This is a genomic window from Salarchaeum japonicum, assembly GCF_020614395.1.
Classification (GTDB): domain Archaea; phylum Halobacteriota; class Halobacteria; order Halobacteriales; family Halobacteriaceae; genus Salarchaeum; species Salarchaeum japonicum.
The window spans coordinates 1,678,833-1,698,164 of sequence record NZ_CP085324.1 but is presented as its reverse complement, the minus strand read 5'-3'; the positions used below and the strand labels follow the sequence as shown (position 1 = coordinate 1,698,164).

Genomic DNA, 19,332 nt, shown 5'->3' with positions numbered 1-19,332 from the left:
GCATACTCGCCGGCGGGGAATCGCAATTACTTTGCGGCGCGCGCGCCCGGACTCACCCATGACCACCATCGCCGGTCTCGCCGGGAACCGCGGCCGCAACCTCCGGAACATCGCGGACACCCTCGACGACGTGGAACTCGGCGTCGTCCTCACGAACCGCGCCGACGCGCCCATCCTCGACGCCGCCGCCGACCGCGGCATCCCCACCGAAGTCGTCGAACGCGACGACGGCGAGTCCCGCGAATCCCACGAGGAACGCGTGCTCGACGCGCTCTCTGACTACGACTTCGACCTCGTCTGCCTCGACGGCTACATGCGCGTCCTCACCGACACCTTCCTCGACGCCGCGCCCCTGACGCTGAACGTCCACCCGAGCCTCCTCCCCGCCTTCGACGGCATGAACGCCCACCAGCAAGTGCTCGACGCGGGCGTCCGCGTCACCGGCTGCACCGTCCACGTCGTCACCGAGGAGGTGGACGGCGGCCCAATCGTCACCCAGGAACCCGTCCCCGTCTTCGACGACGACGACGCGCACGCCCTGAAGGAGCGCGTACTCCACGAGGCCGAGTTCGAGGCGTACCCGCGCGCCGTGCAGTGGTTCCACGACGGCGACCTCACCGTCGAGAACGGCGAGGTCAGCATCCCCGCGGACGCCGACGGCGACTTCCCCGTGCGCCGACTCGCCTCCGACGACCGCTACAGCGAACTCCGGTACGGCGAGAACCCCCACCAGGACGCCGCCGTCTACCGCGACCGCACCACCAGCGAGGCGAGCGTCGTCGGCGCACCCCAGCTGAACGAGGGCGCGAAAGCGCTCTCCTACAACAACTACAACGACGCGGACGGCGCGCTCGACCTCATCAAGGAGTTCGAGGAACCGGCGGCCGCCGTCATCAAACACACCAATCCCGCCGGCTGCGCGACCGCCGACACCCTCAGCGACGCGTACGCCGACGCGCTCTCCACCGACCCGATGAGCGCCTTCGGCGGCATCGTCGCGCTCAACCGCGAGTGCGACGCCGACACCGCGGAACAGATCGTGGACTCCTTCAAGGAAGTCGTCGTCGCGCCCGGCTACACTGACGGGGCGCTCGACGTGCTCACGGGGAAGAAGAACCTCCGCGTGCTCGACGTCGGGAGTCTGGACGGCTACAGCGAGCGCTTCACCGAGAAACCCCTGACGGGCGGCCGACTCGTCCAGGAACGCGACCGCCAGTCCCTCACCGCCGACGACCTCGACATCGTCACCGACCGCGAACCCACGGACGACCAGATCGAGTCGATGCTGTTCGCGTGGCAGACCATCAAGCACGTGAAGTCGAACGCCATCCTGTTCGCGCAGGGAACCGAAACCGTCGGCATCGGCATGGGCCAGGTCTCCCGCGTGGACGCCGTCCGGTTGGCCGCGATGAAGGCCGACGAACACGCCGAGGGCAAGTCCGCCGACGGCGCGGTGATGGCGTCCGACGCCTTCTTCCCGTTCCCGGACGGCATCGAGGAAGCCGCAGACGCCGGCATCGAAGCGGTGATTCAGCCCGGCGGTAGCGTGAACGACGACGACGTCATCGAGGCCGCCGACGACCACGACATCGCGATGGTCTTCACGGGCAACCGGGTGTTCCGCCACGACTAGCGCTCTGGCGGCCTGGCGGACTCTCCAAGGGCGAGCGACCAGCGGGAGCGAGGGCTTGGGTGTTCACGGGCAACCGGGCGTTCCGCCACGACTAGTTCTTGCGTTTCGGTGGTCGCTGAGGGCGTGGTTCGACAGGCCTTTGCGGCCGCCCGGTGAGGTCTCGGTGTATGCGTTACGACGAGGCTGCGGACTTCCTGCTCGACCTCCAGCGGTATCGGCCGCGCGCGGGGACGGACTCGACGGCCGACCTCCTGGACGCGCTCGATAGCCCGCACGAGGGGCCGGCGTACGTCCAGATCGCGGGGTCGAACGGGAAGGGGAGCACGGCGCGGATGCTTGAGTCCGTCCTCCGGGAGGCGGGCCTGGACGTGGGCTTGTACACGTCCCCGCACTTCGACAGCGTGCGGGAGCGCGTTCGCGTGAACGGCCGGAAGATGCCGAAGTCGGCGGTCGCGGCGTTCGTGGAGGCGGCGAAACCCCATCTCGTGGAGCGCGCGGCCGCCGACGACCCGGCGACGTTCTTCGAGGCGGTGACCGCGATGGGGCTCTGGCACTTCGGACGCGAGGACGTGGACGTGGCGGTGCTCGAAGTCGGTATCGGCGGGAAGTACGACGCGACGAGCGTCGTCGACCCCGCGGCGTCGGCGGTGACGAGCGTGACGCTCGAACACCAGAGCGTGCTCGGGGACACCGTCGAGGAGATAGCGCGGGACAAGGCGCACGTCGCGCCCGCCGACCGCGCGCTCGTCACCGCGGCCACCGGGGACGCCCTGCGCGCGGTTCGCGACCAGGCGGGCGAGACGGTCGTCGTGGGCGAGGACGTGACCGTCTCCTACGGCGGTCGGGTCGGTCTCGCGGAGGCCGCCGTGGACATCCAGGGGCGGGACTGGTCGGTGTCGGCGCGCCTCCCCCACCCGGGTCGCCATCAGGCGGAGAACGCGGGCGTCGCGGCGGTGCTCGCGCGCCAGCTCGCGGACGCCGACTCCGCGACCATCGCGCGCGGCGTCCGGGGCGCGCACTGGCCGGGGCGGTTCGAGGTGCTGGACGACGCGCCCCTGACCGTGCTCGACGGCGCGCACAACCCCGGCGCGTGCGACGCGCTCGCCGACGTTCTCGCGGAGTACGACTACGACGACCTCGTGCTCGTGGTGGGCGCGATGAACGACAAAGACCACGCGGGGATGGCGGACGCGCTCCCCGACCCCGCCACCGTCGTCGCGTGCGAACCCGCGACGCCGCGCGCGGAAGACCCGGACGTGCTCGCCCGCGTTTTCGAGTCCCGAAGCGAGGACGTGCGGGTCGTGGAGAACGTCGAAGCCGCGCTCGAAACGGGACTCGACGCCGCCGACGCCGCCGACCTCGTGCTCCTCACGGGGTCGCTGTACGCCGTCGCGGAGGCGCGGCGGCGCTGGACGCGCACCGCCACGCCCCGCGTCGTCCGCGACCGAGGGGACGCCCGCCGCGCGCTCGACGCCGGCGACGCCCCGCACGGAACTCCGGACGACCACGTCGCGGCCACCCGAACGGTTCGGCTCCGCGAGGAGCGGGCGGCGCGCGTCGAGACCGAGATGACCGCTGTCGGCGGCTCTTGCTCGGTGTCCGCGCTCCGCAGCCAGCCCGGGAACTACCTCGCCGTGACGCTCTCCGGGTCGCGTGCGACGTTCGACGCGCTCTGCGAGCGCCTCGAATCGGCCGGCGACGGCCTGCCCGCGGTCGCCGACGACCTCCGGGACTCCTTCGAGAACGAACTCTCGGGGTATCCCTGGGGCGACGGCACGGCCGTGATGGGCATCCTGAACGTCACCCCGGACTCCTTCCACGACGGCGGGGAGTACGAGGCCGTCGCGGACGCCGTCGAGCGCGCCGAGGAACTCGTGGCCGCCGGCGTGGACGTCATCGACGTGGGCGGCGAGTCCACGCGGCCCGGCGCGGAGCCCGTGCCCGCCGCGGAGGAAATCGACCGCATCGTCCCCGTCATCGAGCGCATCAGCGACCTCGACGCGCTCGTGAGCGTGGACACGATGAAGGCCGAAGTCGGCCGCGCCGCCCTGGAGGCGGGCGCGGACATCCTCAACGACGTGACCGGGTTGGGCGACCCCGAGATGCGGTTCGTCGCCGCCGAGTACGGCGCGCCGCTGGTCGTGATGCACTCGCTGCACGCGCCGGTCGAGCCGGGCGAATCCGTCGCGTACGACGACGTGGTGGACGACGTGCTCGACGAACTCCGCGAGCGCGTCCTGCTCGCGGAGAAGGCCGGTCTGCCGCGGGAGAAAATCATCGTCGACCCCGGCATCGGGTTCGGGAAGTCCGTCGGCGAGAACTTCGAGATTCTCGACCGCACCGCGGAGTTCCGCGCGCTCGGCTGTCCCGTCCTCGTCGGGCACAGCCACAAGTCCATGTTCGACCGCGTGAACCGGTATCCCGACGAGGGCGGGTACGCGACCGTCGCCGCGACGGCGCTCGCGGCCGACCGCGGCGCGGACATCGTTCGCGTCCACGACGCCGCCGAGAACGTCGCCGCCGTCCGGGTCGCGGACGCGGTTCGCCGGGGGAGCGACGATGCCTGAGGAAGACGACCTCCGGCGGCGCGTGATGGACGGCTACGACGGCCTCGCCGACGCGTACGCCGCCCAGCGCGACGCCGGCGCGGACGACCCGGACTTGCTCGCCCGCCTGCTCTCCGACCTCCCCGAGGGCGCGCGCGTCCTCGACGCCGGCTGCGGCGCGGGCGACCTCGTCCTCGACTCGCTTCCCGCGGGCGCGACGGGCGTCGGCATCGACATCTCCCGCGAGCAGGTCGAGCGGGCGCGCGAGCACGCCGCCGTCGCTCGCGCCGACATGACTCGTCTGCCGTTCCCCTCGTCCGCGTTCGACGCCGCCACCGCGATGTACTCGGTGATTCACGTCCCCGCGAGCGACCACGGACAGTTCTACGCGGAGCTCGCGCGCGTCCTCCGCCCCGGCGGCGACGCCGTCGTCGTCACCGGCCACGACGCGTGGACGGGCGCGAACGCGGACTGGCTCGACGCGGGCGTCGAGATGGCGTGGAGCTGGCCCGACCTCGAAGACACGCGAGACCTGGTTCGGGACGCCGGACTCGAAATCCGGGCGGAAGAAGACGTTGGCGACTCGCTCGGCGGGGAGTTCCGCCACCTCCGCCTGCGTCAGTCGTAGCCCGCGCCGCCCGCGCGGTAGAAGTCGAGGTAGGTCTCCGCGAAGGTCGTCTCGTCGTGGTCGGCGAACCGCTCCGACACGTCCTCGCGGGGGATGTCCGCGGCTTCCGCGAGGCGTTCCGTTATCTCCTCGTCGTTCGTCGCGAGGAACCCCCGGGGTTCCTGTTCGACGAGTTCGTGCGCGCTCGACTGCGCGTGGTACTCCACGATACCGACGCAGCCGCAGGCGAGCGCGCGCAGGAGGTCGGTCGCGAACGTCGTCCGGCGCGCCGTGTGCACGTAGACGTGCGCGTCCTTGAACAGCGCAATTCGCTCCGATACGTCCTTCTCGCCGACGAACTCGACGCGGTCGTCGATGCGGAGGTCGCGCGCCTGGCGCTCGTAGTTCGCGCGCTCGGGGCCGTCCCCGACGATCGTCGCGCCCCAGTCGTACTCGCGGAACTCCGCGAGCGCGAGCAGGAGGCTTTCGAGGTTCGCGTCCTCGTCCAGCCGCCGCGAGTAGACGATGTCGCCGCACGGCTCGGGGTCGGTGGTTCGGATGCGCTCCATCTCGATGGGGTTCCCGAGCGTCGTGAGCGCCGCGGCGGGGACGCCGGCCTCGCGGAGCGCGGTGGCGACGGTGCGCGCGGGGACGACGACGGGGCCGCCGCCCGCCGCAACTCGTAGACAGCGGTCGGCGAGCACGCCCCGGTCGGGCGCGTCGAACACGTCGCTCACGAACGCGGTGTCGCCGAGCGCGCCGACGCGGGCGGCGGCGAGGTGGCTCGGCGGCCCGAACGCGTGCACGACCTCCGGGGCGACCTCGTGGAGTGCGCCCGGCACCCGCACGGGGAACTTCCAGTCGCCGGGGTCGTCGGTGACGGCGACGTAGTCGATGTCGTCGTGTTCGAACTCGTCTACGTCGCCCTCCCACCACTGACTGCAGAGAACGGACACGTCGTGGCCGCGCTCGGTGAGCAGGCCGGCGAGGCGGTCGAGGCGTTCGGCGGACTCCGGACGGCTGTCGTGGTGGACGGTGTGGTCCGCGACGAACGCCACGCGCATACAGGAGAGGATTCGAGGTGCGCATAAAAGGTTTCACGGTTCGGGTTCCGCCACCCGAACGGCTTTCCCCCTCGGTCCGCACCCACCGGTATGGCGTACGACATCGAACGCTACCTCAACATCCGGAGCGCCGGCGGCCCCTCCTTCGGCCCGGACGGCCGACTCGCGTTCCTGATGGACACCACGGGAACGAACCAGGTCTGGCAACTCGACGACCCCGAATCGTGGCCCGACCAGCTCTCCTTCCACGAGGAGTCCGTCTCCTTCGCCTCCTACTCGCCCACCCGCGCGGAACTCGTCTACGGGATGGACGAGGGCGGAAACGAGAAGACCCAGCTGTTCCGACTGAGCGCGGACGGCAGCGAGGACGTTCCCCTCACGGACGACCCGGAGAGCATCCACCAGTGGGGCGGCTGGAGCCACGACGGCGACCGGTTCGCGTTCACCGCGAACCGCCGCGAGGAAGCCGACTTCGACGCGTACGTCCAGCGCCGCGACGAGACCGGCGAGGACGCCGAGCTGGTGTTCGACGGCCGCGGCATGGACTGGCTCACCGTCGCCGGCTGGAGCCCCTCGGACGACCGCCTCGTCGTCCACGAGATGCACTCGAACCGCGACCACGACCTCTACGTCCTCGACCTCGACACCGGCGACTACGAGCACGTCACGCCCCACGACGGCGACGTGCGGTACGGGAGCGTCGCCTGGCACCCGAGCGGCGACTCACTCCTCGTCTCCACCGACCACGGCGCGGACACGCGCTACCTCGCCGAACTCGACCTCGACACCCTCGACCTCGACACCCGCGTCGAGGGCGACGGCTGGAACGTCGAATCGCTCGCCGTCGACCACGATTCCGGGACGCTCGCGGCGATTCGGAACGTGGACGGCTACAGCGAACTCACCCTCTACGACCTCCCCGACTGGACCGAGCACGCGAGCCCCGACCTCCCGAACGGCGTCGTGATGGGGTTGAGCTTCGGCCCCGGCGCAGACGAGGTCGCGGTCGCCGTCTCCGCGCCGACCGAGAACACGAACGTCCACGTCTTCGACACCGACACCGGCGAGAGCACGCGGTGGACGGACGCCGCCACCGCCGGCATCCCCAAGGACTCGTTCACGACGCCCGACCTCGTGCACTTCGAGTCCTTCGACGGCCTGGAGGTTCCCGCGTTCCTCACCCTCCCGGACGAACCCGGCCCGCACCCCGTCATCGTGGACATCCACGGCGGCCCCGAAGCCCAGCGCCGCCCCTACTTCCTCTCCCTCCGCCAGTACTTCGTGGACAACGGCTACGCCGTCTTCGAACCGAACGTCCGCGGAAGCTCCGGGTACGGCGCGGAGTACATGAACCTCGACAACGTCGAGAAGCGGATGGACTCCGTGAAGGACATCGCCGCGGGCGTCGAGTGGCTCACCGGCCGCGGCGACGTCGATTCCGACCGGGTCGTCGCCTACGGCGGCTCCTACGGCGGGTTCATGGTGCTCGCCGCGCTCACCGAGTACCCCGACCTCTGGGCGGCCGGCGTGGACGTGGTCGGCATCGCGAACTTCGTGACCTTCCTCGAAAACACGGGCGAGTGGCGTCGCGAACACCGCGAAGCCGAGTACGGCAGTCTCGAACACGACCGCGAGTTCCTCGAATCCATCAGTCCGATCAACAACATCTCGTCGATTCGCGCGCCCCTGCTCGTCATGCACGGCGCGAACGACCCTCGCGTCCCCGTCGGCGAGGCCGAACAGGTCGCCGACGAGGCGAGCGAACACGTCCCCGTCGAGAAACTCGTCTTCGAGGACGAGGGCCACGGCTTCAGCAAGCTGGAGAACCGCATCACGGCCTACCGGACGACCGTCGAGTTCCTCGACGAGCACGTGTAGGGCGATACTTTTCTTACGCGTCCGCGTTCACACCGAGCATGGACACGCGACGGGTCGGCGTCCGGTTCGCGCTCTCGCTCCTCGCGCTCGCCGCCGTCGCGTACGCCGCCGGCGGCGGACGCGTCCTGGACGCCCTCGCCGGCACCGACCCGTGGTACGTCGCGCTCGCCGTCGCGACCTCACTGGTCTCGCTCGCGTGCTTCGTGGAGACGTTCGTGCGCGCCGTCGCCGTCGTCGAAACCCGCCGGATGCGCGCCCGCGCCACCTACCTCGCCGGGTCGTTCGCGCGTAACCTCCTCCCCTGGGGGAACGTCGCGAGCGCCACGTTCGTCACGTACGCCATCGCGCGGGACGCAGGCACCGGCTACGAGCGCGCGCTCGCCGCCGTCGCCGCCGACGAGTACGTCGCCACCGCCACCTCGTTCGTCGCCGTCGCGGTCGGAGCCGGGTTCGCCGTCACCGGCGGCACGGGCGACCTCGCCGCGGTCGCCGCCGCCGTTGCGGTCGCCGGCCTGCTCGTCGCCGCGCTCGTCGTCGCCGTCGCGCGCGCCCGCCCCCGCCGTCTCCTCACCGCCGTCACCGCCGTCACCGACCGCCTCCAGCGCCTCGCCGCCCGCGTCAGCCCGCGCGCCGCGGCCGCGCTCGACGCCGAGAACGTCTCCGCGCGCCTCACCGGGTTCGACCGCACGCTCCGCGCCATCGCCGCCGACCGCAGCCGCCTCGCCGCGATGGTCGGGTTCGGCCTGCTCGGCTGGGGCGCGCTCGCCGCCACGCTCCACTACGCCGCCGCCGCGGTCGCGCTCTCGGTGCCCGTCTCCGTCGCGCTCGCCGTCGTCCCGCTCGCCGGCCTCGCCGCCATCGTCCCGCTCCCCGGCGGCATCGGGAGCGTGGACGCCGCGCTCCTCGGCCTGCTCGCACTCACCACGGGCGCACCCACTCCGGTCGCGGCGGCCGCCGCGCTCCTCTACCGACTCGTCGGGTTCTGGCTGCACTTCGCGCTCTCCGCCGTCTCCGTCGCGTTCGCGCCGGTACCCCTGACGGTCAGATGACCTCGGTCTTCGCCGCGACTTCGAGCGCCGCGTCCTCGCTGATGCCCGCGCCGAGAATCGTGTACCGGTCGCGGATCTCGTGGGCGGACGTGAGCGCCGCGATGACCTCCTCGTCGCTCACGCCGAGTTCCTCCGCCGTCGTCGGCGCGTCGATGGACGCGAGCGCGTCCCGCACCGCCACCCAATCCCCGCGCTCGCCCGAGTGCAGGAACTCGCAGAGAATCGCGCCGACGCCGACCTGGTGGCCGTGCAGGGCCTTCCCGGGCGCGATGCGGTCGAGCTGGTGGCTGAACAGGTGCTCCGCGCCGCTCGCGGGCCGCGACGACCCCGCGATGCTCATCGCGACCCCGGAAGAGACGAGCGCCTTCACCACCACCCACGCGGACTCCTCCAGCCCGGGCTTGATGGAGGCCGCGTTGTCCACGAGCATCTCCGCCGTCATCTCCGAGAGCGACGCCGCGTACTCCGAGTACTCGACGTTCCGCAATCGGTTGGCGAGCCGCCAGTCCTTCACCGCGGTGTAGTTCGAGATGATGTCCGCGCAGCCCGCGGTCGTGAGCTCCCATGGCGCGTCCGCGACGATGCCGGTGTCCGCGACGACCGCGAGCGGCGGGTCCGCCGACACTGAGTGTCGGGTGTCGCCCTCTGGCACGCTCCCCCGCCCGGAGACGATGCCGTCGTGGCTCGCCGCCGTCGGTACGGAGACGAACCCGAGGTCGAGCGTGTCGCTCGCCATCTTCGCGATGTCGATGGCCTTCCCGCCGCCGACCCCCATCAGGAAGTCCGCGTCGGTGTCCTCCGCGCGCTCGATGACGCGCTGGACGGCGTCGAACGACGCCTCCGACACCGTCACGATGGACGGGCTTCGCCCCGCGTCCTCCAACTGCGCGACGATTCGCTCGCCCGCCACCTCGCGCGGCGTCGGACTCGTCACCACCAGCGGGTCGCCCGTGAGGTGCACGTCGTCGAGCACCGCGCGCGTCTCCCCGAGCACGCCGTGCCCGATGACGACGTTCCGCGGGAGACGAATCCACGACGATTTCTCGAACATACCGGCCAGTCACCACGAACCCCTATACGCCTTTTCCTAGACCGTGTCCAGCACGTCCAGCAGGCGCTCCTCCGTCTCGCGCGCCGGCCCCACGTCCGCGCCGTCGCGGTCGCTCTCCGCGCTCTCGCCGACCGTGCGCTCCATCGCCTCCGACACCGGCGTGGACTCCCAGCCGACGCTCTCCGCGCGGTGGGTGTCGAGGACGTGCGGGTACGGCCGATAGAGCGGGAAGTCCGCGAGGTCGAGGTTGACCGTGGAGAGTTCGCGTTCGCTCGCGTGCACGACCTCAACGTCCGTGTCGAGCGCGCTCGCCACTTCCTCGATGGTGCGTTCGAGCGTGAGCGAGTTCTGGTCGCCCGCGTTGTACGCGTTTCCTGGTGTGCCGTTCTCCGCGACCAGTCGGAGGAGGCTCGCCACGTCCTCGACGTAGACGCGCTGCCAGACGTTCGTCCCGTCGCCCGGCACCACCACCCGGTCGTGTTCTTCGACCCGGGAGACCCAGTAGTCGAGGCGTTCCGTGTAGTCGAACGGCCCGTACACCACGGTCGGGCGGACGCTCATCGCGTTCACGCCGCGGTCGGCGGCCTCGAACACCGCGCGGTCGCCCTCCGCCTTCCGGTTTCCGTACGTGTCGTAGGAGTCGTCCACGGCCTGGTCGGGCGTGCACTCCTTAATCGGGGTTTCGTCCTCGCGTTTCGGGATGTCGTCGCGGTCGTACGCCGCGCCCGACGACACGTACACGTAGGCGTCCACGTCGGCGAAGATTTCGACCGCCGACCGCACCTCCTCGGGGTGGTACGCCGCGAAGTCGAACACCACGTCCGGTTCGACCTCGCGCTTCGCGGACAGCAGTTCCTCGTCGTTTCCTCTATCTCCGCGGACGTGGTGGACGTCCGCGTAGTCCACGAACGGGTTCTCGTGACTCCCGCGGTTGAACAGCGTCACGTGGTAGTCGTGCTCTACGAGCTCCTCCACCGTGTGGCGGCCGATGAACCGCGTGCCGCCGACGACGAGCGCCGAATCCATACCTGAAAAACCAGCGGACGCGAGTTAAGTGTGGGTGGCCCGCAATGAGCTGATGGCTCGGTCAGTCCGCGCTCCCCGCCGCGCCGAGGTGGCCGTCCAGGCTCTCCACGGACGCCGGCAGGTCGGTGCGGGCGTCCGCCTCCGGGCGCTCCTCGATGGCCGCCCGGTACGCGTCCGGCATCACCTTCGTGAACCCGGCGAGCGCCGCGTCCCAGTCGTCGAGGAGTTCGCGGGCGCGCTCCGAGTCCGTGTGCGCGGCGTGGTTCTCCACGAGCCGCCGGAGCACCGTCCGGTCGCGGTCGTCCAATTCGGATTCGAGGCTCACCATGCCCGTGTTCGTCTGCGCTTCGAGGTCGTCGTCGGGGTCGAAGACGTACGCCACGCCGCCGCTCATTCCCGCGGCGAAGTTCTTCCCCGTGTCCCCGAGCACGGCGACTAATCCGCCCGTCATGTACTCACAGCCGTGGTCGCCGACGCCCTCCACGACGGCCTTCGCGCCCGAGTTCCGGACGCCGAAGCGCTCGCCGGCGACGCCGTTCACGTAGAGTTCGCCGTCGGTCGCGCCGTACAGCACGACGTTCCCGACGAGCGTGTTCTCCGCGGGGTCGAACCCGGCGTCCGCGGGCGTCGAGACGACGACGCGGCCGCCCGACAGGCCCTTCCCAACGTAGTCGTTCGCCGCGCCGTCCAGGTCGAGCGTCAGCCCGGACGCGAGCCACGCGCCGAACGACTGGCCCGCGGTTCCCGTCAAGTCGACGTGAACGCTGTCGTCCGGCAGGCCGTCGCCGCCGTGCCGGCTCGACACCTCGTGGGACAGCCGCCCGCCGACGGTTCGGTCCTCGTTCGTCACCTCGGTCGAAACCGTGGTCGGCTCGCCGCCCGCGAGCGCCTCCTCGGCCTCCGCGGCGATGGCGGTGTCGAGGTGGTCGTCGAACGACACGTCCTGCTCCATCGTCTTGTACCGGTCGTCCCCGGACGGCTCGGCGAGCACCTGGGAGAGATCCATGTGCTTCGCCTTCGGGTGGTCGGTCTCGGTCTGTTCGAGCACGTCCACCTGCCCGACCATCTCGTCCACCGTCTCGAACCCGAGGTCGGCCATGAGTTCGCGGAGCTCGCGCGCGATGAAGCACATGTAGTTCACGACGTGCTGGGGTTCGCCCGCGAACCGCTCGCGGAGGTCGGGGTCCTGGGTCGCGATACCGACCGGGCACGTGTTGTTGTGGCACTGCCGCGCCATCACGCAGCCCGACGTGACGAGCGACCCCGTGCCGAACGCGAACTCCTCCGCGCCGAGCAGGGCCGCGATGGCCACGTCCCGCCCCGTCTTCAGACCGCCGTCCGCGCGGAGCGTCACGCGCGACCGGAGCCCCGTCTCGCGGAGGAGCTGGTTCGCCTCCGCCAGCCCGAGCTCCCACGGCAGGCCCGCGTGCTTGATGGACGTCTTCGGGGACGCACCCGTTCCGCCCGAGTGCCCGGAGATGTGGATGCAGTCAGCCTTGGCCTTCGCACAGCCCGCGGCGACCGTGCCGATACCCGCCTCGGAGACGAGTTTCACGTGCACGCGGGCGTCCGGGTTGCTCGCGTTCAGGTCGAAGATGAGCTGCTTGAGGTCCTCGATGCTGTAGATGTCGTGCTGTGGCGGCGGGCTGATGAGGCCGACGCCCGGCGTCGAACACCGAACGTCAGCAATCATCTCGTTCACCTTCTTCCCCGGAAGGTGGCCGCCCTCACCGGGCTTCGACCCCTGCGCCATCTTGATCTGGAGGTCGTCCGCCGACGACAGGTACTCGGACGTCACGCCGAACCGGCCCGACGCTACCTGCTTGATGCGGCACTCGCGGTCGGTGCCGAAGCGCTCCGGGGGTTCGCCGCCCTCGCCCGTATTCGCCTTCGCGCCGATTTCGTTCATCGCGCGAGCGTTGTTCTCGTGGGCTTCCGGGCTCAGACTCCCGAGGCTCATCGCCGCCGTCGAGAACCGCTTCACGATGTCCGCTACTGGCTCCACGTCCTCCACCGGAATCGACTCCCGGTCGGAGTCGAAGTCGAGGAGGCCGCGGAGCGTCTGCAGTTGCTCGTTCTGGGTGTTGATGAGTTCCGCGTACTCCTCGAACTGCTCGTAATCGCCGGAGCGCACCGCGCCCTGGAGCGTGTGCACGGTCTCCGGGTTCCACTGGTGGAAGATGCCGTTCGAGCGGTTCGTGAACTCGCCCTGCCGGTCGAGGTCTACGTCGTCGTCGTACGCGGTCGCGTGCCGCTTCCGGAGGTCGGCCTCGATTTCGTCCACGCCGACGCCCTCGGTGCGGTTCGGCGTCCCCGTGAAGCAGTCCTCCACGAGGGCGGAGTCGAGCCCGACGACCTCGAAAATCTGCGCGCCCTGGTAGGACGCGACCGTCGAGATACCCATCCGCGCCATCACCTTCCGCAGGCCCTTCTCCATCGCGGAGACGTAGGACTCGATGGCGCGGTTCATGTCCGCGTCCTCGTCCATCAGGTCGGTGACGGACTGGATGGCGAGGTAGGGGTTCACCGCGCCCGCGCCGTACCCGACGAGCGTCGCGAGGTGGTGGACCGTCCGCGGGTCCCCGGACTCCACGACCAATCCGACGCGCGAGCGCAGGCCCTCGCGGACGAGGTGGTGGTGGACCGCGCCCGTCGCCAACAGGCTCGGGACGTGCAGGCGGTTCGGCCCCAGTTCGCGGTCGGAGAGCACGAGCACGTCCGCGCCGTCGGCGATGGCGTCCTCGGCGTCCTCGCGGAGACGCGTGATTGCGTCGTCGAGACTGCCGTCCATGTCGAACGTCGTGTCGAGAGTGCGGACCTCCCGCCGGCTGTCCCGGACGCCCGCGAGGTCGTCGTCCGTGAGCACGGGCGAGTCGAGTACTACCTGGCGGGCGTGCGCCTTCGACTCCGAGAGGAGGTTTCGCTGGCGGCCGAGCCGGGTCTCCGTGCTCGTCACGAGATCCTCGCGGAGGTAGTCGATGGGCGGGTTCGTCACCTGCGCGAACAGCTGCCGGAAGTACGTGAAGAACGGACGGTTGAACTCGGAGAGCGCCGCGAGCGGCGTGTCGTCACCCATCGAGCCGACCGGGTCTTCGCCGTCCACCGCCATCGGCTCCACGAGTTCGTCGAGTTCGTCGTGCGTGTACCCGAACGCCGCCTGGCGCGCCCGCAGTTTCTCCACGGGCTCCTGGGGGAGCGGGTCGTCGCCGGCGACGTGCTCCTGTTCGGCGTCCACCCACTCGCCGTACTTCTCGTCCGTGAGGTCGGCGAACACCTCGTCGTCGGGGATCACGCGGCCCTCCTCGGGGTCGGCGACGAACAGCTGTCCGGGGGTGAGGCGGCCGCGCTCCTCGACTTCGCTCGCCGGGGTGTCGAGCGCGCCGGCCTCGCTCCCCATCACGAGCCGGTTGTCCTCCGTCACCTCGTACCGGCACGGCCGCAGGCCGTTCCGGTCGAGCGCCGCCGCGATGCGCTCCCCGTCCGTCCCCACGACGAGCGCGGGGCCGTCCCAGGGTTCGACGAGCGAGGCGTGGAAGTCGTAGAACTCCTCGCGAGCGTCGTCCATCGCGTCGTCGCCCTGCCACGCCTCCGGAATCAGCATCCGGAGCGCGTGCGGGAGACTGCGGCCCGTCTCGGTGAGGAGTTCGAGCGCGTTGTCCACGCTCGCCGTGTCGGACTGCTCGGGGTCGTCGATGATGGGGCGAATCGTGTCGAGTTCCTCGTCGCTGAGCGCGTCGGATTCGAGGTCGGCCTCCCGGGCGCGCATCCAGTTGACGTTGCCCTTGATGGTGTTGAACTCGCCGTTGTGGATGATGTTCCGGTAGGGGTGGGCGAGGTGCCACGCGCCGAGCGTGTTCGTGGAGAATCGCGCGTGCACCATCGCGAACGTCGTCTTCATGCGGTCGTCGCGGAGGTCGGGGTAGTAGTCGCGGAGCTGGGTGCTCTTGAGGAGGCCCTTGTAGACGAGCGTGTCCTCGTCGAGCGAGCAGACGTAGAAGCGCTCGTGGTCAACGGCGTCCTCGACGGCGTTCCGGGCGACGTAGAGGTTCGCGTCGCCGGCGACGAACGCCTGCGCGACGTGGGGTTCGGAGTCGAGGGCGGTCGCGCCGAGGTCGCTGTTGTCGGTCGGGACGTCCCGCCACGCGACGGTGTCGAGGCCGTAGTCGGAGAAGACGGATTCGACGGTCTCGACGACGGACTCGCGCTCGGCCTCGTCCTGGGGGAGGAAGAACTGGCCGACCGCGTAGTCGTCGGGGAGGTCGAGTTCGTCGTCGAAGAACGCGGTGGGGGTCTGGAGGAGGACGCCCGCGCCGTCGCCGGTGTTCTCCTCTGCGCCGGTGGTGCCGCGGTGTTCGAGGTTTTCGAGGAGGTCGATGCCGTCCGCGAGTACGTCGTGGCTTCGCCCTCCGTCGAGGTCCATTACTACCCCGACGCCGCAGTTCGCGCTGGCGTCAGAGGGGTCTGCGAGAAGCTCATTGTTCCCCATAGGTGTATGCCATCAGTTGCCACGAGCAGGGAAAAACCCACCCCTGATAGTATTACGCTATATTAGACCTGTAGAAGGACGTATTATGGCCTAATATGTCTTGGCGAAGTACGCGGTTTTCGTAGCCTCATCGCCACAAAGTGTACATTCGTCCGCGTCTGGCTCGTGTTCTTCGTCGAACGGAACCATCACGATTTCCGCGGCAATTTTCTCCTTGATGACCTGCTCGCACGCCTCGTCGCCGCACCACGGCGTCTTCACGTACCCGCCGTGCTTCCCGATGGTGCCCAGAATCTCCTCGGGCGAATCGGCCTCCCGGACGTTCTCTTCGAGGCGCTCTTCCGCGGACTCGTACAGCTTCTCCTGCACGGCGTCGAGGTGCGCATCCACCGAGTCCACGAGCCCGTCCCGGGAGACGACGGACTGCTCGCCGTCCGGACGGTGCGCGAACGTCAGCTCCTCGTCCTCGACCTCGTTCGGGCCGATTTCGATGCGGAGCGGCACGCCCTTCAGCTCCCACTCGTTGAACTTGAACCCGGGGTTGCGCTCGTCGCGGTCGTCGAGGTGGACGCGCACGCCCGCCTCCTCCAGTTCCGCCGCGACCTCCGTCGAGTACTGGAGCACGTCCTCCCGCGTGTCCTCCTGCCAGATGGGGACGATGACGACCTGCTCGGGCGCGACCGTCGGCGGGAGCACGAGCCCCTGGTCGTCCGAGTGCGTCATGATGAGACCGCCGAGCGCGCGCCACGACAGCCCCCACGAGGTCGTGTGCGCGACCTGCTCCTCCTCCTCTTCGTCCACGTACGTCAGGTCGTACGCCTCCGCGAACGACTGCCCGAGGTCGTGGCTCGTCGCGCCCTGCAGGCTCTTCCCGTCCGGCATCAGCGCCTCCACCGTCGTCGTCGTCTCGCCGCCCGGGAACTTATCGTGCTCGGGCTTCCGGCCGCGCATCACCGGAATCGCCAGCACGTCCTCGTACAGTTTCTCGTACTGCCCGAGCCGCGTCACCGTCTCGTCCCACGCCTCCTCCGCGGACTCGTGGGCCGTGTGCCCCTCCTGCCAGAGGAACTCCTTCGTCCGGAAGAACGGCTTCGTCTCCGTCGCCTCCCACCGAACCACCGAACACCACTGGTTCAGTCGAAGCGGGAGGTCGCGGTGGCTCCGCGTCCACTGGCTCATGTACGGCGTGATGATGGACTCCGACGTGGGGCGGACGGCGAGGCGCTCTTCGAGCTCCTGATTCCCGCCCTCGGTCACCCACGCCACCTCGGGGTCGAAGCCCTCCACGAACTCGGACTCCTTATCGAGGTAGGACTCAGGGATGAACATCGGGAAGTAGGCGTTGTCCACGCCCGTCCCCTTGAACCACTCGTCGAGGTTCTCCTGCACCTTCTCCCAGAGCGCGTACCCGCGGGGGCGGGTGACGATGAACCCGCCCATCGAGTCGGGGCCGTAGCTCGCGAGACCCGCCTTCCGCACGACCTCCGAGTACCACTCCCCGGGGCTGTGCTCCTTGCTCTCGGTGATGCCGAGCTCCTGCTCGTTGTCGCTCATTACGCGAAGAGTCGCCGCTTGCAGCCTTAAATCCCGTGAAGCCCGCCGGCCCGGGCGGCGCGAACGCGTCAGCGACCCGGCGGGAAAACTTATGTGGTATGAGAACGTCTCGCACAGTATGGGCGACACGAAACGTGGTCGCGAGCGGAAAGGCATGAACAAGCAGACCCAGCGCCGCCTCCGCATCGAGGAGCGCGAACTCGAAGCGAACGACGAACCGCCGTCGATGGAGGACGAGGAGCTCCGCATCGGCGAGTAACTATTACTCAGCGAACACCTATTGCGAAGTCTTTTATAATCAGCGTCGAATAGAAGATAGCAAGCGGGTTTTCCAGACACTGTTCCCGCGGACGCGCCGGATCGGCCGGACGCACCGCTCTCTCACGATGATACCACACCTCCGGTCAGTGACCCCACGTCAGTATCGCGCCGATTCGGGCGCAGTACCGTGGGGTGGCCGGGATCCGGAACCCGCAGTTCGCGCACCATGAGTACGGTAGACCAGCAACTCGAAGACCTGCACGAAACGATAACGAACGAGATTCCGCCGGACATCACCGTCACGGAAGTCAAGTACGAGGGCCCCGAGCTCGTCGTCTACACGCGCGACCCGAAGAAGTTCGCGCAGAACGGCGACCTCATCCGGAACCTCGCGAGCAAGCTCCGAAAGCGCATCACCGTCCGCCCCGACCCGGACGTGCTCACGCGCCCGGAGAAAGCCCGCGACGACGTGATGGGCGTGATTCCCGACGACGCCGGCGTCACCAACCTCGACTTCCACGAGGACACCGGCGAGGTCGTCATCGAAGCCGAGAAACCCGGGATGGTCATCGGCCGCCACGGGAGCACGCTCCGCGAAATCACGCAGACCTCCGGGTGGACGCCCGAGGTCGTTCGCACGCCTCCCATCGAGTCCTCGACGGTGTCGAACGTCCGGAACTTCCTCAAGCACGAGCGCGAGGAGCGACGCGACATCCTCGAAAAGGTCGGCCGCCAGATCCACCGCGAGGAACTCTCCGACGACGAGTACGTCCGCATCACGACGCTCGGCTGCTGCCGGGAGGTCGGACGCGCGAGCTTCATCCTCTCGACGCCCGACACCCGCATCCTCATCGACTGCGGCGACAAGCCCGGTGCCGAGGGAGAAGTGCCCTACCTGCAGGCTCCCGAGGCCGTGCCGCTGAACTCCATCGACGCGGTGGTGCTGACGCACGCCCACCTCGACCACTCCGCGTTCATCCCGCTCCTGTTCAAGTACGGCTACGACGGCCCCATCTACTGCACCGAACCCACCCGGGACCTGATGGGTCTGCTGACGCTCGACTACCTCGACGTGGCGGCGAAGGAGGGCCGGAACCCGCCCTACGAGTCCGAGATGGTGCGGGAGGCCATCAAGCACTGCATCCCCCTCGAATACGGCGACGTGACCGACATCGCGCCGGACGTGAAGCTCACGCTCCACAACGCCGGCCACATCCTCGGAAGCGCCGTCTCCCACTTCCACATCGGTGACGGCCTCTACAACGTCGCGTTCTCCGGCGACATCCACTACGAACCCACGCGGCTGTTCAACGGCGCGGTGAACGACTTCCCGCGCGTCGAAACGCTCGTCATGGAGTCCACGTACGGCGGGCGGAACGACTACCAGACCGACCAGGAGGACTCCGAGGAGAAACTCAAGCGCGTCATCAACGACACGTACGAGCGCGGCGGGAAGGTCGTGATTCCGGCGTTCGCGGTCGGCCGCAGTCAGGAGATCATGCTCGTCCTGGAGGAGGCGATGCGGGAGGGCGACATCCCCGAGATGCCCATCCACTTGGACGGCATGATCTGGGAGGCGACCGCCATCCACACCACCTACCCCGAGTACCTCCGGGACGAACTCCGTGACAGAATCTTCCACGAGGACGCGAACCCCTTCCTCGCCGACCAGTTCAACCACATCGACGCCGGCGAGGACGAACGTCAGGAGGTCGCGGACGGCGACCAGTGCATCATTCTCTCCACGTCCGGCATGGTCACCGGTGGCCCCATCATGAGCTGGCTCGAACACCTCGCGCCCGACCCCGACAACCGACTCGTGTTCGTCGGCTACCAGGCGCAGGGAACCATGGGCCGACGCATCCAGTCCGGACGGGACGAAATCGCGATGCCCGGCGACCGCGGGCGGAACGACCGCCTCAAACTCCGGATGGACGTGGACACCGTGGACGGGTTCTCCGGGCACGCCGACCGCCAGGGCCTCGAAGACTTCGTGCGCACCATGAACCCGCGGCCCGAGAAAGTGCTGTGCGTGCACGGCGACGAGCGCTCCGCGCAAGACCTCTCCAGCGCGCTCTACCACGACTACAACATGCGGACGTTCGCGCCGAAGAACCTCGAAACCTTCCGCTTCCTCTGAGCCGACTCCGGGGCGCGAACCCGACGCGATCCGATTC

General features: G+C 69.4%; 12 protein-coding genes. 7 read left to right on the top strand and 5 right to left on the bottom strand.

Annotated features, from left to right (window positions below):
* Positions 1-58: 58 nt before the first annotated feature.
* The 3 genes from purH (at position 59) to LI334_RS09500 (ending at position 4,807) form a co-directional block, all read left to right on the top strand.
* Positions 59-1,633, top strand: a complete 1,575-nt coding sequence (gene purH / locus LI334_RS09510) for a bifunctional phosphoribosylaminoimidazolecarboxamide formyltransferase/IMP cyclohydrolase (protein ID WP_227260485.1) — start codon at positions 59-61, stop codon at positions 1,631-1,633.
* Positions 1,634-1,800: 167 nt separating this feature from the next.
* Positions 1,801-4,200, top strand: a complete 2,400-nt coding sequence (folP, locus tag LI334_RS09505) for a dihydropteroate synthase (protein ID WP_227260483.1) — start codon at positions 1,801-1,803, stop codon at positions 4,198-4,200.
* Positions 4,193-4,807 (top strand): class I SAM-dependent methyltransferase, encoded by a 615-nt coding sequence (locus LI334_RS09500; protein ID WP_227260481.1) that lies wholly within the window; start codon positions 4,193-4,195, stop codon positions 4,805-4,807. Before folP ends, LI334_RS09500 begins: the two co-directional genes overlap by 8 nt.
* Here LI334_RS09500 and LI334_RS09495 read toward each other — a convergent pair.
* Positions 4,798-5,850, bottom strand: coding sequence for a glycosyltransferase (locus tag LI334_RS09495; protein WP_227260478.1), 1,053 nt, complete (start codon positions 5,848-5,850; stop codon positions 4,798-4,800). The two genes, LI334_RS09500 and LI334_RS09495, sit on opposite strands and share 10 nt — an antisense overlap.
* A 90-nt stretch (positions 5,851-5,940) precedes the next feature.
* Here LI334_RS09495 and LI334_RS09490 point away from each other — a divergent pair, with 90 nt between their 5' ends.
* Together LI334_RS09490 and LI334_RS09485 are read left to right on the top strand one after the other, a co-directional pair.
* Positions 5,941-7,728, top strand: coding sequence for a S9 family peptidase (locus tag LI334_RS09490; protein ID WP_227260476.1), 1,788 nt, complete (start codon positions 5,941-5,943; stop codon positions 7,726-7,728).
* A 38-nt stretch (positions 7,729-7,766) separates the two neighbouring features.
* Positions 7,767-8,777 (top strand): flippase-like domain-containing protein, encoded by a 1,011-nt coding sequence (locus LI334_RS09485; protein WP_227260474.1) that lies wholly within the window; start codon positions 7,767-7,769, stop codon positions 8,775-8,777.
* Here the strand turns inward: LI334_RS09485 and LI334_RS09480 are convergent.
* The 4 genes from LI334_RS09480 to proS all read right to left on the bottom strand — a co-directional run bounded on the left by LI334_RS09480 (position 8,770) and on the right by proS (position 16,894).
* Positions 8,770-9,828: an NAD(P)-dependent glycerol-1-phosphate dehydrogenase gene (locus LI334_RS09480; RefSeq protein ID WP_227260472.1), complete on the bottom strand. Its 1,059-nt coding sequence runs from the start codon at positions 9,826-9,828 to the stop codon at positions 8,770-8,772. The genes LI334_RS09485 and LI334_RS09480 overlap by 8 nt on opposite strands.
* Positions 9,829-9,864: 36 nt before the next feature.
* The gene (locus LI334_RS09475; RefSeq protein ID WP_227260470.1) at positions 9,865-10,854 is read right to left on the bottom strand and encodes an NAD-dependent epimerase/dehydratase family protein; all 990 of its coding nucleotides are present in this window, start codon (positions 10,852-10,854) and stop codon (positions 9,865-9,867) included.
* Between the two features lie 61 nt (positions 10,855-10,915).
* Positions 10,916-15,340 carry a glutamate synthase large subunit gene (gene gltB, locus LI334_RS09470; RefSeq protein ID WP_227260468.1) on the bottom strand — a complete coding sequence of 1,475 codons (4,425 nt, stop codon included), beginning with the start codon at positions 15,338-15,340 and terminating at the stop codon, positions 10,916-10,918.
* Positions 15,341-15,430: 90 nt separating this feature from the next.
* A complete protein-coding gene (proS, locus tag LI334_RS09465) occupies positions 15,431-16,894 on the bottom strand; it encodes a proline--tRNA ligase (RefSeq protein WP_227260466.1) in 1,464 nt (487 codons plus the stop codon).
* A gap of 118 nt (positions 16,895-17,012) precedes the next feature.
* On the opposite strand from proS, the gene LI334_RS09460 reads away from it, so the two are divergent.
* Positions 17,013-17,153 (top strand): hypothetical protein, encoded by a 141-nt coding sequence (locus LI334_RS09460; protein ID WP_227260465.1) that lies wholly within the window; start codon positions 17,013-17,015, stop codon positions 17,151-17,153.
* A 228-nt stretch (positions 17,154-17,381) separates the two neighbouring features.
* A complete protein-coding gene (locus LI334_RS09455) occupies positions 17,382-19,295 on the top strand; it encodes a beta-CASP ribonuclease aCPSF1 (RefSeq protein ID WP_227260463.1) in 1,914 nt (637 codons plus the stop codon).
* Positions 19,296-19,332 lie beyond the last annotated feature (37 nt).

What these genes read in the sequence shown, in the direction of transcription:
- purH (WP_227260485.1), top strand. Translation starts at nt 59, where the DNA reads ATGACCACCATCGCCGGTCTCGCCGGGAACCGCGGCCGCAACCTCCGG.
- folP (WP_227260483.1), top strand. Translation starts at nt 1,801, where the DNA reads ATGCGTTACGACGAGGCTGCGGACTTCCTGCTCGACCTCCAGCGGTAT.
- LI334_RS09500 (WP_227260481.1), top strand. Translation starts at nt 4,193, where the DNA reads ATGCCTGAGGAAGACGACCTCCGGCGGCGCGTGATGGACGGCTACGAC.
- LI334_RS09495 (WP_227260478.1), bottom strand. Translation starts at nt 5,850, where the DNA reads ATGCGCGTGGCGTTCGTCGCGGACCACACCGTCCACCACGACAGCCGT.
- LI334_RS09490 (WP_227260476.1), top strand. Translation starts at nt 5,941, where the DNA reads ATGGCGTACGACATCGAACGCTACCTCAACATCCGGAGCGCCGGCGGC.
- LI334_RS09485 (WP_227260474.1), top strand. Translation starts at nt 7,767, where the DNA reads ATGGACACGCGACGGGTCGGCGTCCGGTTCGCGCTCTCGCTCCTCGCG.
- LI334_RS09480 (WP_227260472.1), bottom strand. Translation starts at nt 9,828, where the DNA reads ATGTTCGAGAAATCGTCGTGGATTCGTCTCCCGCGGAACGTCGTCATC.
- LI334_RS09475 (WP_227260470.1), bottom strand. Translation starts at nt 10,854, where the DNA reads ATGGATTCGGCGCTCGTCGTCGGCGGCACGCGGTTCATCGGCCGCCAC.
- gltB (WP_227260468.1), bottom strand. Translation starts at nt 15,340, where the DNA reads ATGGGGAACAATGAGCTTCTCGCAGACCCCTCTGACGCCAGCGCGAAC.
- proS (WP_227260466.1), bottom strand. Translation starts at nt 16,894, where the DNA reads ATGAGCGACAACGAGCAGGAGCTCGGCATCACCGAGAGCAAGGAGCAC.
- LI334_RS09460 (WP_227260465.1), top strand. Translation starts at nt 17,013, where the DNA reads ATGGGCGACACGAAACGTGGTCGCGAGCGGAAAGGCATGAACAAGCAG.
- LI334_RS09455 (WP_227260463.1), top strand. Translation starts at nt 17,382, where the DNA reads ATGAGTACGGTAGACCAGCAACTCGAAGACCTGCACGAAACGATAACG.